Genomic DNA, 20,739 nt, shown 5'->3' on the forward strand with positions numbered 1-20,739 from the left:
TGTCCCTTCCATGGGGTGGGGGGATGGGGGGAACTACCACTCCCTCAGGGTGAGGGCGTGGTCTTCTCCGGCGGCCAGGTGGAGGGATTCCGTGCCGGAGGAAGTCCGCAGTTCGACGCGGTGGGTGCGACCCGGCCGGATGACGGCGGCCGCGCCGTCCGGGGACCAGGTGAGGTCGATCTCGGCCCCGAACCGGGTGCGCACACCGCGCAGTGCGCCGCTGGGGTACGCCGTCGGCAGCGCGGGCAGCAGGACCAGCCGGTCCGGAGTGGACTGCACGAGCATCTCGATCAGCACGGCGGGCAGGGTGTGCGCGGCGTCGGCGTTGTAGACGTTCCGGTTCGGGTAGTGGGCGCTCATCAGGGACGCGTGGAAGAAGTCGCCGTCCAGGACCTGGCCGAGGGCGTGGGCGACACGGTCGCCGTCCCTGAGCCGGGCCGCGATGAGCGCGTGGTGCAGGTGGCCGTGCGCGGAGTCGTTCTCGGCGCCGCGCAGTTCGAGGGCGCGGTGCGCGGCGGCCGCGAGCTCGGGGGTGTCGTAGGGGGTGATCTCGTCGAGCGGCCAGACGCCGTAGAGGTGGCTGAGGTGGCGGTGGTCGTAGGAGTCCTCCAGGCCCGGCCAGGCCCATTCCGCCAGGGCTCCGTCCTCGTTGATCCGGTGCGGGGGGAGCCGGTCGGCCAGGGCCTGCCAGCGGTCGGCGTCGGGGCCCGGGTGGCAGGCGGCGGCCGTGCGCAGGGCGTGGCGGGCCGCTGAGAGGTCCATGGCCGCGTTGAGGGTGCCCCAGCTCGCGTTGGCGGGGCGGTTCTCCGGGGAGTAGGAGGGGACGACGACGAGCCGGCCGTCCTCGTCCGTGCGGGTGAGGAAGTCCTCGTAGAACAGGGCGGCTTCGGCGAGCGCGGCGGCGGTGCGCGGGTCGCGGGTGCCGTGGGTCTCGTCGTGGTCGACGAGCGGTTTGAGCAGCCAGTCGGCGCCGGCGGTCCACAGGTGCAGCGGGTACTCGCGGCTGAAGTGGTACGAGTGGCCGGACTCGCCGTCGGTGTGGGCGGGGGCGACGGCGCCCCGGGTACCGAAGACGGCGCGGGCGTTGTCGCGCCAGTCGGGCAACTGGCGGTGGATCAGGTTCGCGTGGGCCTCGGTGACCTCGGGGAGGGCGGCGGCAGCGGCCGACGCGGTCTGGAGGTTGAGGTTGGCGTCGTTGGTGAACGCTCCCGACCAGGCCGTGTTCCAGTCGCCGGTCCACAGTCCGGTCAGGCGGGGCGGGAAGAGGCCGCTGGCGGACAGCAGGTGGTAGCGGCCGGCCGCGAACAGGCGCTCCAGCAGGGCGGCGCTGCGGGGCCGTTTCAGCAACTCGGAGCCCGGCAGCGCCCGTTCGGCGGGGTCGGCGGCCAGGTCGAGGGTGACGCGCTCGTAGGCGGTGCGGTGCAGGGCGGCGTGGCGGCCGAGGAGTTCGTCGTACCCGGTGAGCAGGTCGCGCAGGGCACGCCCCTCGGCGACCACGTCCAGCTCGCCGGTGTGCCGGTGCACCCGGGTGAGGAGCAGCACGGAGCGTGCTCCCTCGACGTGTACGCCGGGGGGCGTGAGGGTCGTGGTGCCGCCCGTGACGGCGAGCAGGGTGACGCCGGTGCAGGCCAGGTCGCTGTCCGGGTAGCGGGCGCGCAGGCTCAGCAGGGCACCCTCGGGGGTGAGGACGGCTCCGTGACCGACGCCCAGTCCGGCGGGGGCGCCGGGCAGCCGGTGGTCCAGGTCGATGTCGAGGGTGAGGCCGGGCCCGGTGACCTGCCGGACGATCACGTCGTCGGCCCGGGAGACGAAGAGGCGGCTGTTCCAGCCGGTGCAGGCCGCCCGCACGACTCCGGTGGTGAAGTCGACGTCGCGCCGGTAGCCGGGGCAGTCGCCCGGCGGCCGGCGCAGCCGGATCTGGAAGGCGGGGTGGAAGGGCTGCACCCACTGGAGCGGCCGGCCGTCGGTGAAGCTCTCGGCCGCGGTCGTGTCGCCCGCGAGGAGGCGGTCCTGGAGGGCGGGGAGGTCTGCGGCGAGCTGCGGGGGCCGGGGGTCCCTGCCGTTGGGCCGTACCAGGGTGTGGTGGGTGACGACGACCCGCTCGTCGTTCGGGTCGCCGAACACGAGGGCGCCGTGGTGGCCGTTGCCGCTCAGGAAGCCGTCCTCCCAGCGCGCTGCCGGGTGGGGCTCCCACGTGCCGTGGGCGGGTGCGGAGTCGTCGGTCATGGCCGGAGCACCGCCGCCCCGTAGCGGCCGAGGGTGACCCGGTCGGTGACGGCCGACCCCGTCAGCAGGTCCTGGTGCGTGCCGGGGACCTCGACGGTCACCGGCTCGCGGCCGTGGTTGAGCACGAACAGCACCTCGCCCCTCAGGACGGCCTCGACCTGCTCGGGGAGGCCGTCGAGCACCGGCCGGACGCCCGCGTCACCGGCGATCCGGGCCAGCAGCTCGCGCAGGGCCTCGGGCTCCGGGAGCGTGGAGACGTACCAGGCCCGGCCCTTGCGCAGTACGGCGGGCATGCCGTCCAGTTCGCCGCCCTTGTAGCAGGCCGTGTGGTCGGGATCGGCGGGCTCGATCTCCTCGGACCACAGCGTGCCCCGGAAGCCCTCGCACGCGACGGTCTCGTCCGCGTCCAGCGGCCACCACTCGTGCAGGGTACGGATGCCGAACAGCTCCCGCAGCCGGGCGTCCATGCCACCGGGGCGCACCCGGTCGTCCTCGTCGGCGACGCCGGTCAGGAAGCCGCAGACCAGGGTGCCGCCGCCGCGGGCGTAGGCCAGGAGGTTGTCGATCGCCGCGTCGGTGAGTGCGTAGAGCTGGGGCACGACGACCACCGAGTACGGCGTCAGATCGTGCTCGGAGTGGGCGAAGTCGCAGGTCAGGTGCGCCCGCCAGAGGGCCTGGTGCCAGGCGCGCAGGACGTCCGGGTACTCCACCCGGCTGGACGGGCGGCCGTCCTGGGCGCCGGCCCACCAGGCGTTCCAGTCGTGCAGGACGGCGACGTTCGCGGTGATGTGCCGGCCGGTCACCTGGGGTGCGATCCTCGCCAGGTCCGCGCCGAGCTGCTTGACCTCCTGGTACGTACGGCCTTCCTCCCCCGCGTGGCTGACCATCCCGGAGTGGAACTTCTCCGCGCCCTGCCGGGACTGCCGCCACTGGAAGTAGCAGACGGCGTCGGCACCCCGGGCCACGGCCTGGAGGGACCACAGCCGGTTGAGGCCGCGCGGTTTGGGGTGGTTCACACCACGCCAGTTGACCGGCCCGGCCGCCTGCTCCATGAGCATCCACGGTCCGCGCGCCTGGGAGCGGGTCATGTCCTGGACGAGCGCGCCGTTCTGGGCGCCGAGCGGGTCGCGCGGGTCGGGGTAGATGTCGACGGAGACGACGTCCTCCTCCGCCGCCCAGCGCCAGCCGTCCTGGCCGAACCACAGCGGCATGAAGTTGGTGGTGACCGGGAGGTGCGGGGTGTGACGGCGGACGATGTCCCGCTCGGCGGTGTAACACTCCAGGAGCATGTCGGAGGTGAAGCGCCGGAAGTCCAGGACCTGGCCGGGGTTGCGCATGTAGTGGGGCAGGCGGGGCGGCAGGATGCCGTCCCAGCAGTCGTAGCCCTGGCTCCAGAAGGCGGTGCCCCAGGCCTCGTTGAGTGCGTCGAGCGTGCCGTACTTCTCGCGCAGCCAGCGGCGGAAGGCGGCCGCGGCCTCGTCGCCGTGGTCGAAGGTGCAGTACTCGTTGTTGATGTGCCACATCGTCAGGGCCGGGTGGCCGCCGTAGCGGGCGGCCAGGTCCTCGGTGATGGCGGCGGCGTAGCGCCGGTAGGTGGCGCTGGAATGCGAGAAGTGCTGCCGGCCGCCCCACCACTCGGTGCGGCCGTCCTCGGTGACGGGCAGGGTGTCGGGGTGCAGCCGTCCCATCCAGGGCGGGGGCGAGGAGGTGGGGGTGGCGAGGACGACACCGATGCCGTTCTCGTGCATCAGGTCCATCAGCGTGTCCAGCCAGCCGAACTCCCGTGCGCCGGGTTCCGGTTCGAGCTTCGACCACGAGAACACCCCGAGGGTGACGGAGTTGACGCCGGCGTCCTTCATCAGCCGGACGTCCTCGTGCCAGGTCTCCTCCGGCCACTGCTCCGGGTTGTAGTCGCCGCCGAAGAGGAGGCGCCCCCGGGTGGCATCGCTCAGAGCGGGCTGTTTCCTGCCGGTCATCAGGCCGGCTCCCCGTACTGCACTCCGCGCCCGTTGGTGGCGATGTACACGCGGCCGTAGACGCGCGGGTCCCCGCTGATGGCCGCGCCGATCCAGCCCCACTGGTGCTGGTCGTCGTTGATCCGGGTCCAGCTCTTCGCCTCGTCGTCGGAGCGGTACACGGCGGTGATGCTCTCGGTGGAGCCGACCATGTAGACCGCCGGGTAGGAGGCGCCCTCGGCGGCCTTGCCGAAGCCGAGGGTGTACGACGCCCAGCAGCTGCCGACCTTGGTGAAGGTCGCACCGCCGTCGGTGGAGCGGTACAGCCCGTTCCATTTCAGGCTCAGCCACAGGTCGCCGGAGCGCCCGGGGGCCGCTGTCAGCTGGAACTCGGTGTCGCCGGAGTTCAGGCCGGTGGCCCCCGCGGTGAAGGTCCGGCCGCTGTCGGTGCTGGCGAACAGCGTGCCGGTGGTGGTGTCGAAGGCGTAGAAGCGGGTGGGGTCGATCGGGTCCGCGACGGGGGCGGCGCCCTTGGGGAAGGAGGCGACCTCCTCCCAGCCGGCGCCGTTGTCCGCCGAGCGGTAGCCGGGGTTGGCCGTGCCGAAGGACCACAGCAGCACGCTGCCGTCGGCGTTGGTGGCGATCGGGCCGGGCGCGGTCTTGGCGACGTCCGGCTGGGCCTTGAAGGGGGCCCAGGTCTTGCCGCCGTCGTTCGAGAAGGCGCCGTTGCCGTTGTCCCCCCAGCCGGACCGGACCACGTACGACGGCTTCGCTGCGGCCAGCGACAGGCCCGTAGCCGTGCCGAACACGGGGTTCGACGCCATGCCGCGCGACGGGGAGGCGGTGAGCCGCTCGTGGTACATCACGCCGATGTCACCGGACCCGCTGAGCAGGTGCGCCTGACCGGTCGGGGGCGAGACCAGCTGACGGATGGACGCCTCCTCCACACCGCGGATCTGCGGGGCCCAGTTCTTGAGGTCGCGGGTGCCGTAGAGGGTGGCGCCGGTGCCGTAGACGATGTGCCGGGAGTCGTACGGGTCGAGGGCGACGGCCTGGATCCACCAGCCGAACTTGGGCTCGTCCCCGCCCCACTTGAGGTACGGCGTCTCGGACACGTCGAAGACGGCCTTGTCCTTCAGGGACGTCCAGGTGCGGCCGCCGTCGGTGGAGCGGAACACGGTGTCGATCTCGGCCCAGCGGTTGTTGGTGGAGACGACGAGCGTGCCCGGGCGGCGGGCGTCGACGGCGACCCCGCCGTAGCCGAAGGCGTCGGCGGAGCCGTCGGCCGTCGTGCCGCCCGGCTTCACGGGCGTGACATCGGTCCACTTCCCGCTCGTGGTGCGCAGCTTGTGCACGCTGCCGTCGGACTGGCCGTTCGGGCCGGGGGCGTTGGCGTACGTCACATACAGCTCGCGCGCGTGCCGGTCGTACGCGGCCCGGATCGGGACCTTGGCGGCGGTGCCGGCGGGCTGCCCGGGGACGGCCTCCCAGGTGGTGCCGTCGGTGGTGCGGTAGAGGTTCGGGGAGGTGCCGTCGGAGTCGCCCCAGCCGGCGTAGACGCTGCGGCCCGCGGCGACCAGGAGGGTGATGCCCTGGCCGGTGGCGCTGGGGGTGGCCGGGAAGGTGGCGGCCTGCCAGGTGGCGCCCCGGTCGGTCGACTTGAGCAGCCCGTCGTGCCGGGTACCGAGCCACAGGGTGTCGCTGTCGCGCGGGTCGACGAGCAGCCGCTCACCGCAGCCGCGCCCGTCCTCGTTGGCGCCGAGCTTCACGGTGAGGTCGGTGCGCTTCCAGGTGGCCCCACGGTCCTCGGACCGCAGCACGGCCCCGTTGCCCGCCCAGGACTGGGCGTACGTGCCGAGGGCGAGGTACACCCGGTTCGCATGCGCCGGGTCGACGGCCATGGCCTCCACGCCCAGCAGGTTCCAGTCGTCCCAGCCGAGGTGGTCGGTCAGCGGGATCCACCGGTCGGTCCGGTCGTCCCAGCGGTAGGCGCCGCCGATGTCGGTGCGGAGGTAGGCGAGCCCCTTGGTGGAGGGGTGGAACAGCACGCCGGTGATGAAACCGGTGCCGCCCTGGGCGGCGCTGCGCCAGCGGTACCCGTTCTTCGCGGGGGTGGCGGTGGCTTGTGCGCGTCCCTGGGCCAGCGGCAGGGAGACGGCTGCGGCGGCGACCGCGGTCCCGGCCAGCACGGAACGTCTGCTGAGGTGAAACGTGCTCATGACATACCTCGTTCTCGCAGGAGGGGGAAGTAGGTGCCCTCAGGGGCGCGGGGAACTGCGCGACAAGCCGCGAAGCAGCCCCGGACGACGAACAACCGGCAGCCCTGAGGTCAGCCCTTCACGGCCCCCGTGAGCATGCCCTTCTTGAAGTGCCGCTGGACGAAGGGCGACAGCACGGCAACCGGCAACAGGGCCATCACCATGACCGCCATCTGCACCGCCAGCCCCGACAGCTGACCGGTCTTGATGGCCTGGCCCAGGCCGACCGGTGCTTCCTGCTTCTGCACGAGCTGGATCATGACGTTCTGCAACGGCATCATGTCCTGGTCGTTCAGGTAGAGCGACGCGTTGAACCAGGCACTCCAGTACCCGACGGCGTAGAACAGCGTGATCACCGCGAGGACGGCCCGTGACAGCGGCATGACGATCTGCCGGAGGATGCGGAAGTCTCCGGCACCGTCGATACGTGCGCTGTCGATGAGTTCCTGCGAGATCCCCATGAAGAAGCCGCGCAGGACCAGGATGTTGAAGACGCTGATCGCGCTCGGCAGGATCAGCGCGAGATAGCTGTCCATCAGGCCGAGGGACTGCACGAGCAGGTACGTGGGGATGAGGCCGGCGCTGAAGAACATGGTCGCCAGCAGCGTCATCAGGATCCAGCGGTGGCCCAGGGATCCGCTCCGGGAGAGGCCGTAGGCGCACAGCACGGACACCGCCATGGAGAACAGCGTGCCGACCAGGGTGACGAGGATGCTGATGATCGCGGCGCGGGTGACCTGGCCGCCGCTGAGCAGTTCCTGGTACGCGATGAGAGTGATGCCCTTGGGCACCAGCACCAGGCCCCCCGCCTCGTCGATGGTCTTCCGCGAGGACAGGCTGGTGACGATCACGATCCACAGCGGGAAGAGGATCGCCAGGCAGGCGAACGACAGGGCGATGCCCTTGCCCGCGAGGCCGGCCTTGGAAGGCTCCTCCTCCCACGCGGGGCGGGGCGGCGCGGCCCACGGGCGCGACTTGTTCGCCGGTTTCTCGATGACGGCGGTCACTTCTTGTACACCCCCTGCTCGCCCATGAGATGGGCCACCTTGTTCGCGGCGAGGACCAGGCCGATGCTGACCACGCCCTTGATGAGACCGGCGGCGGCCGCGTAGCTGAAGTCCTGGTTGCGCACGCCGTTCCACCACACGAAGGTGTCGAGGACCTCTCCCGCACCCGGTCCGACGGCGTCGCGTTGCAGCAGGATCTGTTCGAACCCGACGGTCAGGGCGTCGCCGACGCGCAGCACGAGCAGGAGCGCGATGACCGGCCGCAGGGCGGGGAGGGTGACGTGCCACATGCGGCGCCAGCGTCCCGCGCCGTCCATCGCGGCGGCCTCGTACAGGTCCGGGCTGACCGACGCCAGGGCGGCGAGGAAGACGATGATCCCCCACCCGGCGTCCTTCCACACGCTCTCCGCGGTGAGCAGGAAGGGGAAAGTGTCCGGGTTGGTCATGATGTCGATGCCGTCGTACCCGTTCTGGCGCAGCAGCTGGGAGAGCATTCCCGCGCCGCCGAACATCTGCTGGAAGACGGCGATGACCAGCACCCACGAGAAGAAGTGCGGCAGGTAGAGCACCGCCTGCGCGACGGCCCGCACGCGAGGCCGGACCACGCTGTTGATGAGCAGAGCGAGCAGGATCGGGATCGGGAAGAACAGCAGGAGCTGGACGAAGAACAGCACCAACGTGTTCTCGACGGCGTTCCAGAAGGCCGAGTCCTCGAAGATCCGCTGGAAGTTCTCCACGCCCACGAAGGGGCTGTTCAGGATGGAGATGATGCCGTTGTCGCTGATGTAGGGGTCGTAGTCCTGGAAGGCGACGACATTGCCGAGGATGGGCAGGTAGTTGAAGACCAGCACCAGCAGGACGGCCGGCAGCGTCATGAGCACCAGGACGCGATCGCGTCGGAACCTGTGCCGGAGGCTCAGCTTGCCCGCAGGTGGCTTCTCCCGGAAACCGGTGGTGTCACCGGACGCCACCGGGACCTTCTCGGGCGTTCCGGCCTCGGTGCTGCTCCGAGGCACCGTGCTGTGGGACACGGCAGTTCTCCTTGCCTCAGAGCCTGGTCAGCTCGCCGCCGAGCCGTTCTCGTCGAGAAGCTTCTGGTACCAGTCGCGCAGTTTGTCGCCGCCCTTGCTCTTCCAGTCGGATACGAACTGCTGCATGTCGCTGATCTTCTTCCGGCCGCGGACGATGTCGTCCTCGAGCTGCTCGACGTCGTTCGAGAGGTTGGTGTACCGGGCGGGCTCGGTGATCTGCATGCCCCAGAAGGAGGACTTCTTGGCGAGGGCGCCCATGCGCTGCTGCCACTCGACCTGGCCCTTGGCGACCTCGGGGAAGTCAGGGTGCGCGAGGGTCGCGGCGGGGCTCGCGACCATGACGTAGGCGTTCATCACCTCGATGTTGCCCTTGTCGGACTTGACGGGGACGCCGTCCTTGACGGTGTAGTGGGTGCCTTCGACGCCGTAGTTGGTCATCATGTACTCCTTGGTGCCGTACGGCGCCGCGGTGACATTGGCGACGGCCAGCACGTCGCGGATGACCGACTCGGAGGCTTTCTTGCTGACGAAGGCGAAGATGCCGGCGGGCTGGTCGGCCCACAGGATGGGGTCGCCGCCGTCGTGGCCCCAGACGTCCATGCCCCAGATCTTGAAGTCCGGGTTCTGAGTGGCCTGTTCAGCGGTGCGGCCCCACCACTGGGAGATGTTGTTGGGGTAGATCAGGAACTCGCCCGCCGCGAACTTGGGACCCGGGTCGGGGGCGTTCTTGCCCATCTTGGAGTCGGGGTGGACGACCCCGGCGGCGAAGAGCTTCCGGGACCACTCCAGCGCCTCGAGGAACTCCTCGGTCTCGATGCGGTTGACGAGCTTGCCGTCGACGAGGTTCCAGCCGAGCGGCTTCTCGCTGCCCGAGAGCACACCGAAGGCCTGGAAGGCGGTCCACTTCATGTCCAGGCAGGCCCACCGCTTGGCCTTGGCGTTGGTGATCTCCTTGGCCAGGGCCATGAACTCGTCGCAGGACTTCGGGACCTCGTAGCCCTCCTTCTCGAAGATGTCCTGCCGGTACAGGGGCACCATGGAGGGGGCGGACGGCGCCGGCATGGGCAGGCCGCGCAGCTTGCCGCCGAAGATGGAGCGCTGCCAGGCGTCGGTCGGGATCGCCGCGAGGTTCGGGTACTCCTTGACCTTGTCCCCGGACAGGTAGGGGCCGAGATCGGCGAACTTGCTGATGATGGCGCTGGGTATCTTGCCGCCCATGTTCCACCCGGGGACGACCACCACGTCCGGGACGTCGCTGGAGGCGAGGACCGCGCCGAGCTTCTGGTCGTAGGTGTTGCCGTCCTGGTTCTGCCAGACGACGTCGACGCCGATCAGGTCGTTCATCGCCGTGTAGTAGGCGTTGTTCTGCTTCGGCGGCGAGCCCCAGAACGGCGCCATGACGGTGACCTTGCCACCCTTGCCGAGCTTCTTCGTGACCGAGGTCTTCAAAGTGGCCAGGTCGAGCTTGCTGGTGAAACCGATCGCCGAGCCGTTCTTGGCCGGGATGTCCGGCTTCACCACGTTGCTGGCCACGAAGGCCGGCAGGATCTTCTTCGCGTCCTTCCCCGACGTGGTGCCGTCCTGCCCCCCGCCGCCCGAACCGCCGCAGGCGGAGAGCAGCGGCATTCCCCCCGCCACCGCTGCGGTGGCGACCGCCGTGGAGGCGAGGAAACTTCTCCGGCTCGGTCCGGAGGAGGCGGAGGCGGCGTTCGGCGTCATTGCGTCAACCCTTCATGGCGCACCAGGACACCCGGCGGTGGGCCGTCGGCTGCGGTGTCTCGAGTGGAACTGGCTGAGCCGAAGCGATACTCCGACGCGTGACGAGGAGTGCGCACCACCGGGTGGCGGACTTCATAGTCGAAGCGCTTCGATGTTGCTGCGAGGTTAAGTGAACACCCAGGGGCGCACAAGGGGCGATTCCAAGATTCCTCGCGGGTGTGCACAAGCGTGATGTGACGCGTATGCGGCTTGCAACACCGCCGAAAGGCCGGAGCTGTTGCGCCGCGGTGTCTTGACACCCGCCCCCACGTCGAATGAGCATCGAAGCGCTTCGAAAGCGCCTCGCCGCTCCACCGCAAAGGGATCCCACGTGACCGCACACACGCCGCCCAGTCCGCCGTTCCGCGATCCGCGCCTGCCGTTCGCGAAGCGGATCGACGACCTCCTGTCGCGGCTCACGCCGGCGGAGAAGATCGCCTTCCTGCACCAGTTCGCGCCCGCCGTCGAACGGCTCGGCATCGCCGCCTTCCGCACCGGCCAGGAGGCCCTGCACGGCGTGGCGTGGATGGGCCCGGCGACGGTGTTCCCGCAGGCTGTCGGCCTGGGTGCCACCTGGAATCCGGAGCTGGTGCGGCGCGTCGGCGACGCGGTGTCCAAGGAGGTCCGCGCGTTGCGCGCCAAGGACGACCGGGTCGGCCTCAACGTCTGGGCGCCGACCGTCAACCTGCTGCGCCACCCCCTGTGGGGCCGCAACGAGGAGGGCTACTCGGAGGACCCGAAGCTCACCTCGGCGATCGCCACCGCCTACACGCACGGCCTGCGCGGCGACCACCCGACCTACTGGCGCGCGGCGCCCGTGCTGAAGCACTGGCTCGCCCACAACAACGAGACGGACAGGTCCACGACGTCGAGCTCGGTGCGCCCGCGCGTGCTGCACGAGTACGACCTGCGTGCCTTCCGCGAGACGGTCGAGGCGGGTGCGGTGGCCGGAGTGATGCCGGCGTACAACCTCGTCAACGGCCGCCCCAACCACGTCTCCCCGTACCTGGGCGAGCACCTGCGCGCCTGGACCGACGAGGACCTGCTGGTCTGCTCGGACGCGGGCGCGCCGAGCAACCTGGTGGACTCCGAGCACTACTTCGACACGCACGAGGAGGCCACCGCGGCCTCCCTCGTGGCGGGCGTCGACAGCTTCACGGACCACGGCACGGACTCCTCGCAGATGATCGGCCGCCTGCGAGGCGCCCTGGAGCGCGGGCTGCTGACCGAGGCCGACGTCGACACGGCGGTGCGCCGGCAGCTCTCGGTCCGCTTCCGGCTCGGCGAGTTCGACCCGGAGTACGACCCGCACGACGCCACCAGCGAGTTCGACACCCCGGCGCACCGCGCCCTCGCGCAGGAGGCCGCCGAGCAGGCCGTCGTGCTGCTGAAGAACGACGGGCTGCTGCCGCTCGCCCCGGACACCCGGGTCGCGGTGGTCGGTCTGCTCGCCGACGAGTGCAAGCGCGACTGGTACAGCGGCACGCTCATCCACCGCTCGACCCCGCTGGAGGGCCTGTACGAGCGGTTCGGGACGGAGCGGGTGGAGTTCGCGGAGGGCGTGGACCGGGTCCGGCTGAAGACCTCGGCCGGGACCTTCCTGCACGTCCCCGAGGCGGACGCCGACGACGAGGTGCGCGGCGCCGAGGGCGCCCTCGACCCGGCCCTGCTCGCGGGCCGCACGGACCTGCCCCCGCTCACCACCGACGCGACCGGCACCGAGCTGGCGCTGGTCGACTGGGGCGAGGGTGTGCTGACCCTGCGCGCGCCCGACGGCCGCTACCTCTCGGTCGCCGACGACGGCTGTGTCCGCGCCTCCGCCGACCAGCCGGGGGGCTGGATCGTCCAGGAGACGTTCCGTCTGGAACCGCACGAGAACGGGCACCTCCTGAAGCACCTGGGGACGGGTCGCCACGTGTGTGTCTCCGCCGACGGCGTGAAGGTTGCCGAGGAAGATCCCGAGGTCTTCGAGCTGGTCGTCGTCGAGCGCGGCGAGGAGGCGGTGGCACGTGCCGCCGCGCAGGCGGACGTGGTCGTGGTGGTGGCGGGCAACGACCCGCACATCAACGGCCGCGAGACCGAGGACCGCACGACCCTGCGGCTGCCCGGGCACCAGGAGCGGCTGCTGCGGGCCGCCCGCGCGGCGAACCCGGCGACCGTGCTGGCGCTGGTCTCCGCCTACCCGTACGCGGTCGACCCGGCAGACCTCCCGGCCGTGCTGTGGACCGCGCACGGCGGCCAGGCGGCCGGCACCGCCCTGGCCCGCGTGCTGGCCGGTGACGTCTCCCCCGCCGGCCGCCTCCCGCAGACCTGGTACGCCGACGACGCCGACCTGCCCGGCCTCCTCGACTACGACGTGGTCGGGAGCCGGCAGACGTATCTGTACTTCGAGGGCACGCCCCTGTTCCCCTTCGGGCACGGCCTGTCGTACACGTCGTTCGCGTACGACGGCCTGACGGCCCGCGTGGAGGACGGGTCGGTGCGCGTCTCCTTCACGGTCACCAACACAGGTGACGTCACCGCCGACGAGGTCGCGCAGCTCTACACCCGGGCGGTCGGCCCGTCCGTCCCGCGTCCCCGCCGCGAGCTGCTGGACCACCGCCGCGTCACCCTCGCCCCCGGCGCGACCGCGGAGCTGGGTTTCCAGGTCCCGCTGTCCGCCTTCGAGTTCTGGGACGTGGCCCAGGACCGGTGGCGTCTGGAGCCGGGCGCCTACGAGCTGCTGGCGGGGGCCTCCAGCGAGGACGTCCGGCTGCGGACGACCGTCACGCTCGACGGCGAGCCCGCCCTGCCGCGCGCGGTCGTCGCGGGCGGCCTGGCCGCGGCCGGCTTCGACGAGCAGAGCGGCATCGAGATCGTCGACCGTACGAAGGTGTCGGGCGACGCGGTGACGCCGGCGGACGGGACGGCGGGCGAACTGATCTACCGCGCCTGCGACTTCGGGCCCGGCATCTCCGGCGTGACGGTGGAGGTGGCCGGTGAGGGCTCGGTCGAGCTGTCCCTCGACGGCGGGCCGGCGCTCGCGGTGCTGTCGACCGCCGCCCCGACATCAGGCCCGTACGACTACGTCTCGCTCGGCGTGCCCGTCGCCGCCGCGGGGCTCCATGACGTGCACCTGAGACTGCGCGGCCCGCTGCGGCTCGCGCACGTCGGCTTCTCCGGTTGAGGGTCCGGAGCAGGCCGGCAAAGAGAAGGGGCCCGGCACCGGAAGGCATCGGTGCCGGGCCTCTTCGTCCACTCTATATGAAAATGGTTCCCATGAGCTAGAGGCTGAGGCCGGTGAGGACCATCACGCGCTCGTACGTGTAGTCCTCCATCGCGAACCGCACGCCCTCGCGGCCCACGCCGGACTGCTTGACGCCGCCGTACGGCATCTGGTCGGCGCGGTAGGACGGGACGTCGCCGACGACGACGCCGCCGACCTCCAGGGCGCGGTGGGCCCGGAAGGCGGTCTGGAGGTCGTGGGTGAAAACGCCTGCCTGGAGGCCGTACTTGGAGTCGTTGACGGCGGCGAAGGCCTCTGCCTCGCCGTTCACCTTCTGCACGGTGAGGACCGGTCCGAAGACCTCCTCGCAGGAGAGGGTGACGTCGGCCGGTACGCCGGCCAGCACGGTCGGCGCGTAGGAGGCGCCGTCGCGCTTGCCGCCGGTGAGCAGCGCGGCACCGGCGTCGACCGCCTCCCGGACCCACGCCTCGACGCGCTTGGCGGCGTCCTCGCTGACCAGCGGCCCGACATCGGTCGCGTCGTCGCTCGGGTCGCCGGTGACCTGGGCCTCGACGGCGGCGACGATGCGCGGCAGCAGCCGGTCGTACACGGAGGCGTCCGCGATGACCCGCTGGACGGAGATGCAGGACTGGCCGCCCTGGTAGTTGGAGAAGGTGGCGATGCGGTTCGCCGCCCAGTCCAGGTCCTCCTCGGTCGCCCAGTCGGCGAGGACGACGGCCGCGCCGTTGCCGCCCAGCTCCAGGGTGCAGTGCTTGCGCGGCACCGAGTCCATGATCGCGTAGCCGACCTTCTCGGAGCCGGTGAAGGAGATCACGGGCAGGCGCTCGTCCTGTACCAGGGCGGGCATCCTGTCGTTGGCGACGGGCAGGATGCTCCAGGAGCCCGCGGGCAGTTCGGTCTCGGCCAGCAGGTCGCCGATGATCAGGCCGGACAGCGGGGTGGCCGGGGCCGGCTTGAGGATGATCGGGGCGCCGGCGGCGATGGCCGGGGCGACCTTGTGGGCACAGAGGTTGAGCGGGAAGTTGAAGGGCGCGATACCGAGCACCACGCCCTTCGGGAAGCGGCGGGTGAGGGCGAGCCGGCCCTGGCCGCCGAGGTCGGTGTCGAGGCGCTGGGCCTCGCCGCCGTTGAACCGACGGGCCTCCTCGGCCGCGAAGCGGAAGACGGACACGGCCCGGCCGACCTCGCCGCGCGCCCACTTGAGGGGCTTGCCGTTCTCGGCGGAGATCAGCTGCGCGATCTCCTCCGTGCGCTCGACGAGGCGCCTGCTGACGTGGTCGAGGGCGGCGGCGCGGACGTGGGCCGGGGTGGCGGCGAACTCGTCCCGTACGGCGTACGCGGCGGCCACGGCCTCCTCGACCTGCGCGTCCGTCGGCACGCTCACCTTGCCGACGAGCCGCCCGTCCCACGGGGAGGTGACATCGAAGGTGTCCTCGCCGGTGGCCTCACGGCCGGCGAGCCAGAAGGCGTGGGTGGAAGTCATGTTGGTTCCGGCCCTTCGGCGTTGGGGGTGATCTGTGCTGCGGTTCCACGGTAGGGGCGGGGTGGCCGAAGGTCGTTTGTCCGGGGCGTAGCAATAAGGGCCGGGCACACTACGGTCTGGCTACTCGGAGCTGACCGCCTTCAGGGCGAGCCAGAGCTCCATCCGCGCGTCGGCGTCGTCCAGGGAGCGGCCGAGGATCTCCTCGACGCGCCGCATGCGGTAGCGGAGGGTGTGGCGGTGGACGCCGAGGTCGGCCGCCGCCGCGTCCCACTGGCCGTGCCGGGACAGCCAGGCGCGGAGGGAGGCGACCAGGTCGCCGCGGCCCGTGGCGTCGTGCTCGTACAGCGGCCGCAGCATGCCGTCGGCGAAGGCCCGTACCGCGTCGTCCGCCAGCAGCGGCAGCACGGATCCGGCCGCCATCTGCTCGTGCTCCACGAGCACGCGCCCGCGCCGCCGCGCCACCGACAGCGCCTGCTCGGCCTGCTTGTACGCGGCGGACGCGGCGATCGGCCCGGCCGGCGCCGACAGGCCCACGACCAGTTCGTCCTCCTCGCCGCCCGGCACCTTCTCGCGCACGCCGGCCCGGGCCGACTCCAGGGCGGCCGCGTACTCCCCGCAGGCCGCCGCGGCGGCACCGCCGTCCGCGGCCAGCACCACCAGCCGCTCCCCCTCCGGCACGACGAGGACGGCCTCGCCGGCCCGGGCCGCGGCGGACTCCATGACGTCGGTGAGCGCCGCGAGAGGGTCGCCGTTCGTGTCGGCCGCGGCGAGAGCGGCGGCGGAGGGCCGGTCGGCGGCCGGGCCGCCCGTCCGGGCCTCGGCACGGGCCAGCGCGGCCGAGGCCGACACCGGTACCCGCTCCGCGACCAGCATCCGGAACGGCGCGTCCAGCAGCCCGCCGTACAGGTCCCCGGCGACCGCGCGCGCGTGGTCCGGCTCCCCGGCCAGCAGCATGCGCAGCACCGCCGCGCCGATCCGCTGCTCGGCCGCCTGGAGGGACCGCGAGCGTTCCGTGGTCAGGGTCAGCAGGGCGATGGCCGAGTGGAGGGCGTAGCGCTCGGCGGTGCCGAGGGCGGCGGCGGTGCCCACGGCGAGGGCCGCCCGGGGACGCCGGCCGGTGCCGATGGTGTGCAGTTCGACCCGGTCCTCGTTCTCCGGTCCGCCGACCACGGACGAGGCGGGCGCGGACCGCTCCCGCAGCCGCTGCACGTCGCCGGTGAGCCGCGCGGCCCGCCGCCCGGCCCACTCGGGTGCCGTGGCGACGACGGCGCCCGAGGCGTCGTACAGCGCGGCCCATCCGTCGACCTGGGAGGCCAGCGCGGCCAGCAGCCCCTCGGGTCCGCCCGTCTGCGCCTGCCTGGTCAGCTCCCGCTGTGCGGCGAACCCGGCCGTGACGGCCCGGTACTGGTCGGCGGCGATCGCGGCGGACACGGCCTTGCTGATGGCGAGGAACGGCGTCCGGCGCGGCACCTCCAGCAGCGGCAGGCCCTCCTCCTCGGCCGCGTCGACGAGCGCCTTGGGGATCTCCTCGTAGTTGACGCCGACGGCGAAGCCGAGCCCGACCACCCCGGCTCCGGCCAGCCGCCGTATGTAGCGGCGCATGGCCTCCGGCTCCTCGGCGTCCAGCTTGAGCGCGGTGATCAGCAGCAGTTCCCCGCCCTCCATGTAGGGCACGGGGTCGGCGAGCTCGCTGACGTGCGCCCAGCGGACCGGCACGTCGAGGCGGTCTCCGCCCGCCCGCACGGTGAGTTTCAGCGCGGAGTGGTGGACGAGCGAGGCGAGCGTCGGGGGCATGAGGCCTTCAGGTCTGCGTCAGGGCTGTGTGATCTTTGTGGTCTTTTGGCCGCCACGTATGAACGACCTGTGACGATTCTGCCTCACCGTACGATCCCCGCGTACCGGCGCCTGCCGGAAGACGTCAGCCCCGAAGGTCCACCAGCAGCGGTGGCGCGTGCTCGCCCTTCACATCCGTCAGCGACAGCACCGCGTGCCCGGCCGGCACCCCGTGCGCCAGCTCGGAGGCGGACCAGCGCTCGCGCTCGACCTGCCGCACGGTCACCGCCCGCGCGGTCGGGGCCTTGCCGGTGATCACCCGGCGCAGCATGTGCACCGCCTTGCCCGCGGGCGTCTCCGCGATGATCTGCCGGTCGGTGACGTCCCGGGCCTCGGTCCACTCCTTGCCCCAGACCTCGGCGAAGTCCTGCCCGTCCCACGGGGTGAGCCCCGACAGGGCCATCCGGCAGCCGGTGGCCCCGAGCAGCGGCCCGCGCAGCGGCCGGGGCACGTCGTCCAGCGTCCGCAGGGTCAGCACGACCCCGGCATTGCCGGACCGCAGCCGCTGGATGCCGCGCACGGCCTCGGGCGTCACCACGCCGGTCGCGTCGTCGATCACCAGACAGGCGAACAGCGACCGGTCCTCCCGTACGGCGACACTCGCCGTGAACTGCGCGAGCACCAGCCGCGCCAGCATCCGGGAGGCGTCGGCGTGCCCGCGCTCGGGCAGGTCGATACGCACCCGCACGGGATGGTCGAGGGCCTTGAGGGTGAAGGGCCGGGTGCTCCCGGACGTGTCGAAGAAGGAGGCGAAGGCGGGCCGGTCGAGCAGCGCGACCCGATCCGCGAGCACCCCGCCGACATCGCCCGGCTGCCCCATCTGCCGCTCCCGCGCGTCCAGTTCGCGCAGCAGCGACTCCTGCCCGGCGTCCTGAAGCCCCTGCCGCAGCGCGGCCAGCGGTCCCGGCGCCCCGTCCAGCAGCTGCCGCAGCTCCGGTACGGACGGAAAACGCCCGTGCACGGCACGGAACGGCCCGAGCAGCTGGGCGAGCACGGTCGTGGAACGCCGGCTGTCACTGCCCGGGTGCGGATCGGCGAGATCCCCCACCAGCGCCTCGGCGAGCACGGCCGCGGCCTCGTCCGGGTCGCCCGTCCCTCCGTACAGATCCAGGTCGTACTCCGACTCCTGGTTCCCGATCCGCACGACGACGTCATACGCGTCGGCCGGCCCGAGCCCGGCCCCCGCCGCCCCGACCACGACCACGGCGGCCCGCCCGGCGAGAGCGTGCAGACACAGCGACTCGGCGAGCGGCCGCACGACGGTGCCGGTCTTACCGGAGCCGGCGGGGCCGACGGCCACGAGCGAGGTGCCGAGCAGATCGGGCCCGAGGCCCAGGCCCGCCCCGCGGTAGGTGTAGGGGTTGCGGGAGTCGTCCACGGTCGTACCCAGCCGTACCTGGCCGGTCATCAGGTCGTGACGCGCGAGGCGGGCCGGCAGGTCGCGCTCCCCGGAGGGGTGGAGGCAGGCGGCGGCGCCGTCCCGCAGGACGGTGGAGCTGAAGGTGGCGAGGCTGTGCCGTCCGGTGCGCACGCCCTGCCAGGCACGGAGGATCCGGGCATGGTCGACGTCCCCCATGAGCCCGGAGCGGACCTCGGCGGCGAGCCGCTCGGCGGCGTCGACGGCTCCGGCGGCGCGGAGCTCGTTCCACTGGGACGGATCGTCCTGAGCACTCGGCTGGGCTTCCTGGGACTCCGGTCGGCGGAAGCGGGGGGCGACGAAGCGGCGCCACACCTCGCCCCAGCGGCCGAGCCGGCTCACCCCGACCATGATCGCCAGGGCGACGAGCAGCTCGTACCCCCGGTACACGACGAACGTGCCGGTCTCGCCGATGCCGCTGTCGGCGCCGCGCCACGCGTCGGGAACGATCAGGTCGAACGGCACCCACCACCAGTTGCCGAGGTAGCCGTTCTGAAGCAGCGACCAGATCAGCCAACCCACCAGGAAGGCGATCAGCGCCCCGCTCAGCAGCTGCCGGGTGGGGATCTCCTCGGGCTGCTCCGCCGGCCGCGGCCGGTGCCCGAACCGCCACACGCCCGGCGGCGCCTCGGGCCGGGGCGTGCGCAGCCAGGTCAGGAAGGAGGAGCCGTCCGGCATCGGGGGCACCCCCGGCGCCCGGGTCGGCCGGGGCGGCACAGGGGACACGCCCGGCGCGGCGCCATGGCCGTTCGGCGGCGCGCTGTGGCCGTTCGGCGGCACCGCGGGCACCTCCGGCGGCCCCGCCGGACGCGGCACCGGGTTCGCATGCGTACCCCGCGCCTCCTGCGTCCCGTCGCTGTCCATCGCCCTTGCCCCCTGACCAGCTGCTCCGTCGACCGTCCGCGAGCCAATCTAACGCCCTCCCCTGGGGAGTTCACCGCTTACACGGCCGGGGCATGGGCACCAGCCCACGAGACCGCCATGTCCACCCCGGACAAGCCGCTCCTCCGACAACGCCCACATGGAGCATGCCCACCCCCCTCGCCCCGCCCTAGCCTGCGAGAAAAGAAGCGAAGTGTCCGCACACCCCCGTCCGTACACACCCCGTCCGCACCACCCCAGGAGCCCCGCATGACCGCACTTCCGCAGGAGCGCCGCGTCGTCACCGCCATTCCCGGACCGAAGTCGCAGGAGTTGCAGGCCCGCCGTACCGCCGCGGTCGCGCAGGGTGTGGGGTCCGTGCTGCCCGTGTTCACGGCGCGGGCCGGTGGCGGGATCATCGAGGACGTCGACGGCAACCGGCTGATCGACTTCGGGTCGGGCATCGCCGTGACCTCCGTCGGCGCCTCCGCCGAGGCCGTCGTGCGCCGGGCGTCCGCGCAGCTCGCCGACTTCACCCACACCTGCTTCATGGTCACGCCGTACGAGGGCTACGTCGAGGTCGCCGAGGCGCTCGCCGAGCTGACGCCGGGTGACCACGCCAAGAAGAGCGCGCTGTTCAACTCCGGCGCCGAGGCCGTCGAGAACGCCGTGAAGATCGCGCGGTCGTACACGAAGCGGCAGGCCGTCGTGGTGTTCGACCACGGTTACCACGGGCGCACCAACCTGACCATGGCGCTGACGTCCAAGAACATGCCGTACAAGCACGGCTTCGGACCGTTCGCGCCCGAGGTGTACCGCGTTCCCGTGGCGTACGGCTACCGCTGGCCGACCGGTCCCGAGAACGCCGGTCCCGAGGCCGCCGCGCAGGCCATCGACCAGATCAGCAAGCAGGTCGGCGCGGAGAACGTCGCCGCGGTCATCATCGAGCCGGTGCTCGGCGAGGGCGGTTTCATCGAGCCGGCCAAGGGCTTCCTGCCGGCGATCCGCAAGTTCGCCTCCGACCACGGCATCGTCTTCGTGGCCGACGAGATCCAGTCCGGCTTCTGCCGTACGGGCCAGTGGTTCGCGTGTGAGGACGAGGGCGTCGTCCCGGATCTGATCACCACCGCCAAGGGCATCGCCGGCGGTCTGCCGCTCGCCGCCGTGACCGGGCGCGCCGAGATCATGGACGCCGCGCACGCCGGCGGTCTGGGCGGCACCTACGGCGGTAACCCGGTCGCCTGCGCGGGCGCCCTGGGCGCGATCGAGACCATGAAGGAGCTCGACCTCAACGCCAGGGCGAAGAACATCGAGGCCGTCATGAAGGCGCGCCTGTCCGCCATGCAGGACAAGTTCGACGTCATCGGCGACATCCGTGGCCGTGGCGCGATGATCGCCATCGAGCTGGTCAAGGACCGTACGACGAAGGAGCCCCACCCCGAGGCGACCGCCGCGCTCGCCAAGGCCTGCCACGCCGAGGGCCTGCTGGTCCTGACCTGTGGCACCTACGGCAACGTGCTCCGGTTCCTGCCCCCGCTGGTGATCGGCGAGGACCTGCTGAACGAGGGCCTCGACATCATCGAGCAGGCCTTCGCACGTATCTGACGTCGGCTTCTCGTCCGCCCCGGCGCCGGATCGCGCGCATCTGAGCCGGCCTCGGGGCAGGTGAGCCGCTCCGGTTCCG

General features: G+C 72.0%; 11 protein-coding genes. 2 read left to right on the plus strand and 9 right to left on the minus strand.

Going from position 1 to position 20,739, the window contains the following annotated elements; all coding sequences use genetic code 11:
- Window positions 1–33 precede the first annotated feature (33 nt).
- The 6 genes from ABFX81_RS33885 to ABFX81_RS33910 all read right to left on the minus strand — a co-directional run bounded on the left by ABFX81_RS33885 (window position 34) and on the right by ABFX81_RS33910 (window position 10,196).
- On the minus strand, window positions 34–2,226 hold the full coding sequence (locus ABFX81_RS33885) for a glycosyl hydrolase family 95 catalytic domain-containing protein (protein ID WP_346139142.1): 2,193 nt from the start codon (window positions 2,224–2,226) through the stop codon (window positions 34–36).
- On the minus strand, window positions 2,223–4,202 hold the full coding sequence (locus ABFX81_RS33890; protein ID WP_086850927.1) for a beta-galactosidase: 1,980 nt from the start codon (window positions 4,200–4,202) through the stop codon (window positions 2,223–2,225). Before ABFX81_RS33890 ends, ABFX81_RS33885 begins: the two co-directional genes overlap by 4 nt.
- The gene (locus ABFX81_RS33895) at window positions 4,202–6,400 is read right to left on the minus strand and encodes an exo-alpha-sialidase (protein WP_086850925.1); all 2,199 of its coding nucleotides are present in this window, start codon (window positions 6,398–6,400) and stop codon (window positions 4,202–4,204) included. The genes ABFX81_RS33890 and ABFX81_RS33895 overlap by 1 nt, the downstream gene beginning before the upstream one ends.
- 110 nt (window positions 6,401–6,510) lie before the next feature.
- On the minus strand, window positions 6,511–7,446 hold the full coding sequence (locus ABFX81_RS33900) for a carbohydrate ABC transporter permease (protein WP_086850924.1): 936 nt from the start codon (window positions 7,444–7,446) through the stop codon (window positions 6,511–6,513).
- Window positions 7,443–8,477, minus strand: coding sequence for an ABC transporter permease (locus ABFX81_RS33905; protein WP_086850922.1), 1,035 nt, complete (start codon window positions 8,475–8,477; stop codon window positions 7,443–7,445). Before ABFX81_RS33905 ends, ABFX81_RS33900 begins: the two co-directional genes overlap by 4 nt.
- A gap of 27 nt (window positions 8,478–8,504) precedes the next feature.
- Window positions 8,505–10,196, minus strand: coding sequence for an extracellular solute-binding protein (locus ABFX81_RS33910; protein ID WP_086850920.1), 1,692 nt, complete (start codon window positions 10,194–10,196; stop codon window positions 8,505–8,507).
- 370 nt (window positions 10,197–10,566) lie between these two features.
- On the opposite strand from ABFX81_RS33910, the gene ABFX81_RS33915 reads away from it, so the two are divergent.
- Window positions 10,567–13,401 carry a glycoside hydrolase family 3 C-terminal domain-containing protein gene (locus ABFX81_RS33915; protein ID WP_086850918.1) on the plus strand — a complete coding sequence of 945 codons (2,835 nt, stop codon included), beginning with the start codon at window positions 10,567–10,569 and terminating at the stop codon, window positions 13,399–13,401.
- A 97-nt stretch (window positions 13,402–13,498) separates the two neighbouring features.
- Here the strand turns inward: ABFX81_RS33915 and ABFX81_RS33920 are convergent, their stop codons facing one another.
- From ABFX81_RS33920 to ABFX81_RS33930, 3 genes are all read right to left on the minus strand, one after another.
- Window positions 13,499–14,944 carry an aldehyde dehydrogenase family protein gene (locus tag ABFX81_RS33920; protein WP_086850916.1) on the minus strand — a complete coding sequence of 482 codons (1,446 nt, stop codon included), beginning with the start codon at window positions 14,942–14,944 and terminating at the stop codon, window positions 13,499–13,501.
- A gap of 120 nt (window positions 14,945–15,064) precedes the next feature.
- Window positions 15,065–16,738 (minus strand): PucR family transcriptional regulator, encoded by a 1,674-nt coding sequence (locus tag ABFX81_RS33925; protein ID WP_346139144.1) that lies wholly within the window; start codon window positions 16,736–16,738, stop codon window positions 15,065–15,067.
- Between the two features lie 124 nt (window positions 16,739–16,862).
- A complete protein-coding gene (locus ABFX81_RS33930; protein ID WP_086855211.1) occupies window positions 16,863–19,058 on the minus strand; it encodes an ATP-binding protein in 2,196 nt (731 codons plus the stop codon).
- Window positions 19,059–19,325: 267 nt separating this feature from the next.
- Between ABFX81_RS33930 and gabT the strand changes: the two genes are divergently transcribed.
- Window positions 19,326–20,660: a 4-aminobutyrate--2-oxoglutarate transaminase gene (gabT, locus tag ABFX81_RS33935; RefSeq protein ID WP_346139146.1), complete on the plus strand. Its 1,335-nt coding sequence runs from the start codon at window positions 19,326–19,328 to the stop codon at window positions 20,658–20,660.
- The last annotated feature ends 79 nt before the right edge of the window (window positions 20,661–20,739 follow it).

Origin of the sequence: Streptomyces coeruleofuscus (genome assembly GCF_039532725.1) — a bacterium.
Classification (GTDB): Bacteria; Actinomycetota; Actinomycetes; order Streptomycetales; family Streptomycetaceae; genus Streptomyces; species Streptomyces coeruleofuscus.

Bases quoted from the DNA above. Each gene is read 5' to 3' on its own strand.
- gabT (WP_346139146.1), top strand. From the start codon at position 19,326: ATGACCGCACTTCCGCAGGAGCGCCGCGTCGTCACCGCCATTCCCGGA.
- ABFX81_RS33920 (WP_086850916.1), bottom strand. From the start codon at position 14,944: ATGACTTCCACCCACGCCTTCTGGCTCGCCGGCCGTGAGGCCACCGGC.
- ABFX81_RS33895 (WP_086850925.1), bottom strand. From the start codon at position 6,400: ATGAGCACGTTTCACCTCAGCAGACGTTCCGTGCTGGCCGGGACCGCG.
- ABFX81_RS33885 (WP_346139142.1), bottom strand. From the start codon at position 2,226: ATGACCGACGACTCCGCACCCGCCCACGGCACGTGGGAGCCCCACCCG.
- ABFX81_RS33925 (WP_346139144.1), bottom strand. From the start codon at position 16,738: ATGCCCCCGACGCTCGCCTCGCTCGTCCACCACTCCGCGCTGAAACTC.
- ABFX81_RS33910 (WP_086850920.1), bottom strand. From the start codon at position 10,196: ATGACGCCGAACGCCGCCTCCGCCTCCTCCGGACCGAGCCGGAGAAGT.
- ABFX81_RS33890 (WP_086850927.1), bottom strand. From the start codon at position 4,202: ATGACCGGCAGGAAACAGCCCGCTCTGAGCGATGCCACCCGGGGGCGC.
- ABFX81_RS33930 (WP_086855211.1), bottom strand. From the start codon at position 19,058: ATGGACAGCGACGGGACGCAGGAGGCGCGGGGTACGCATGCGAACCCG.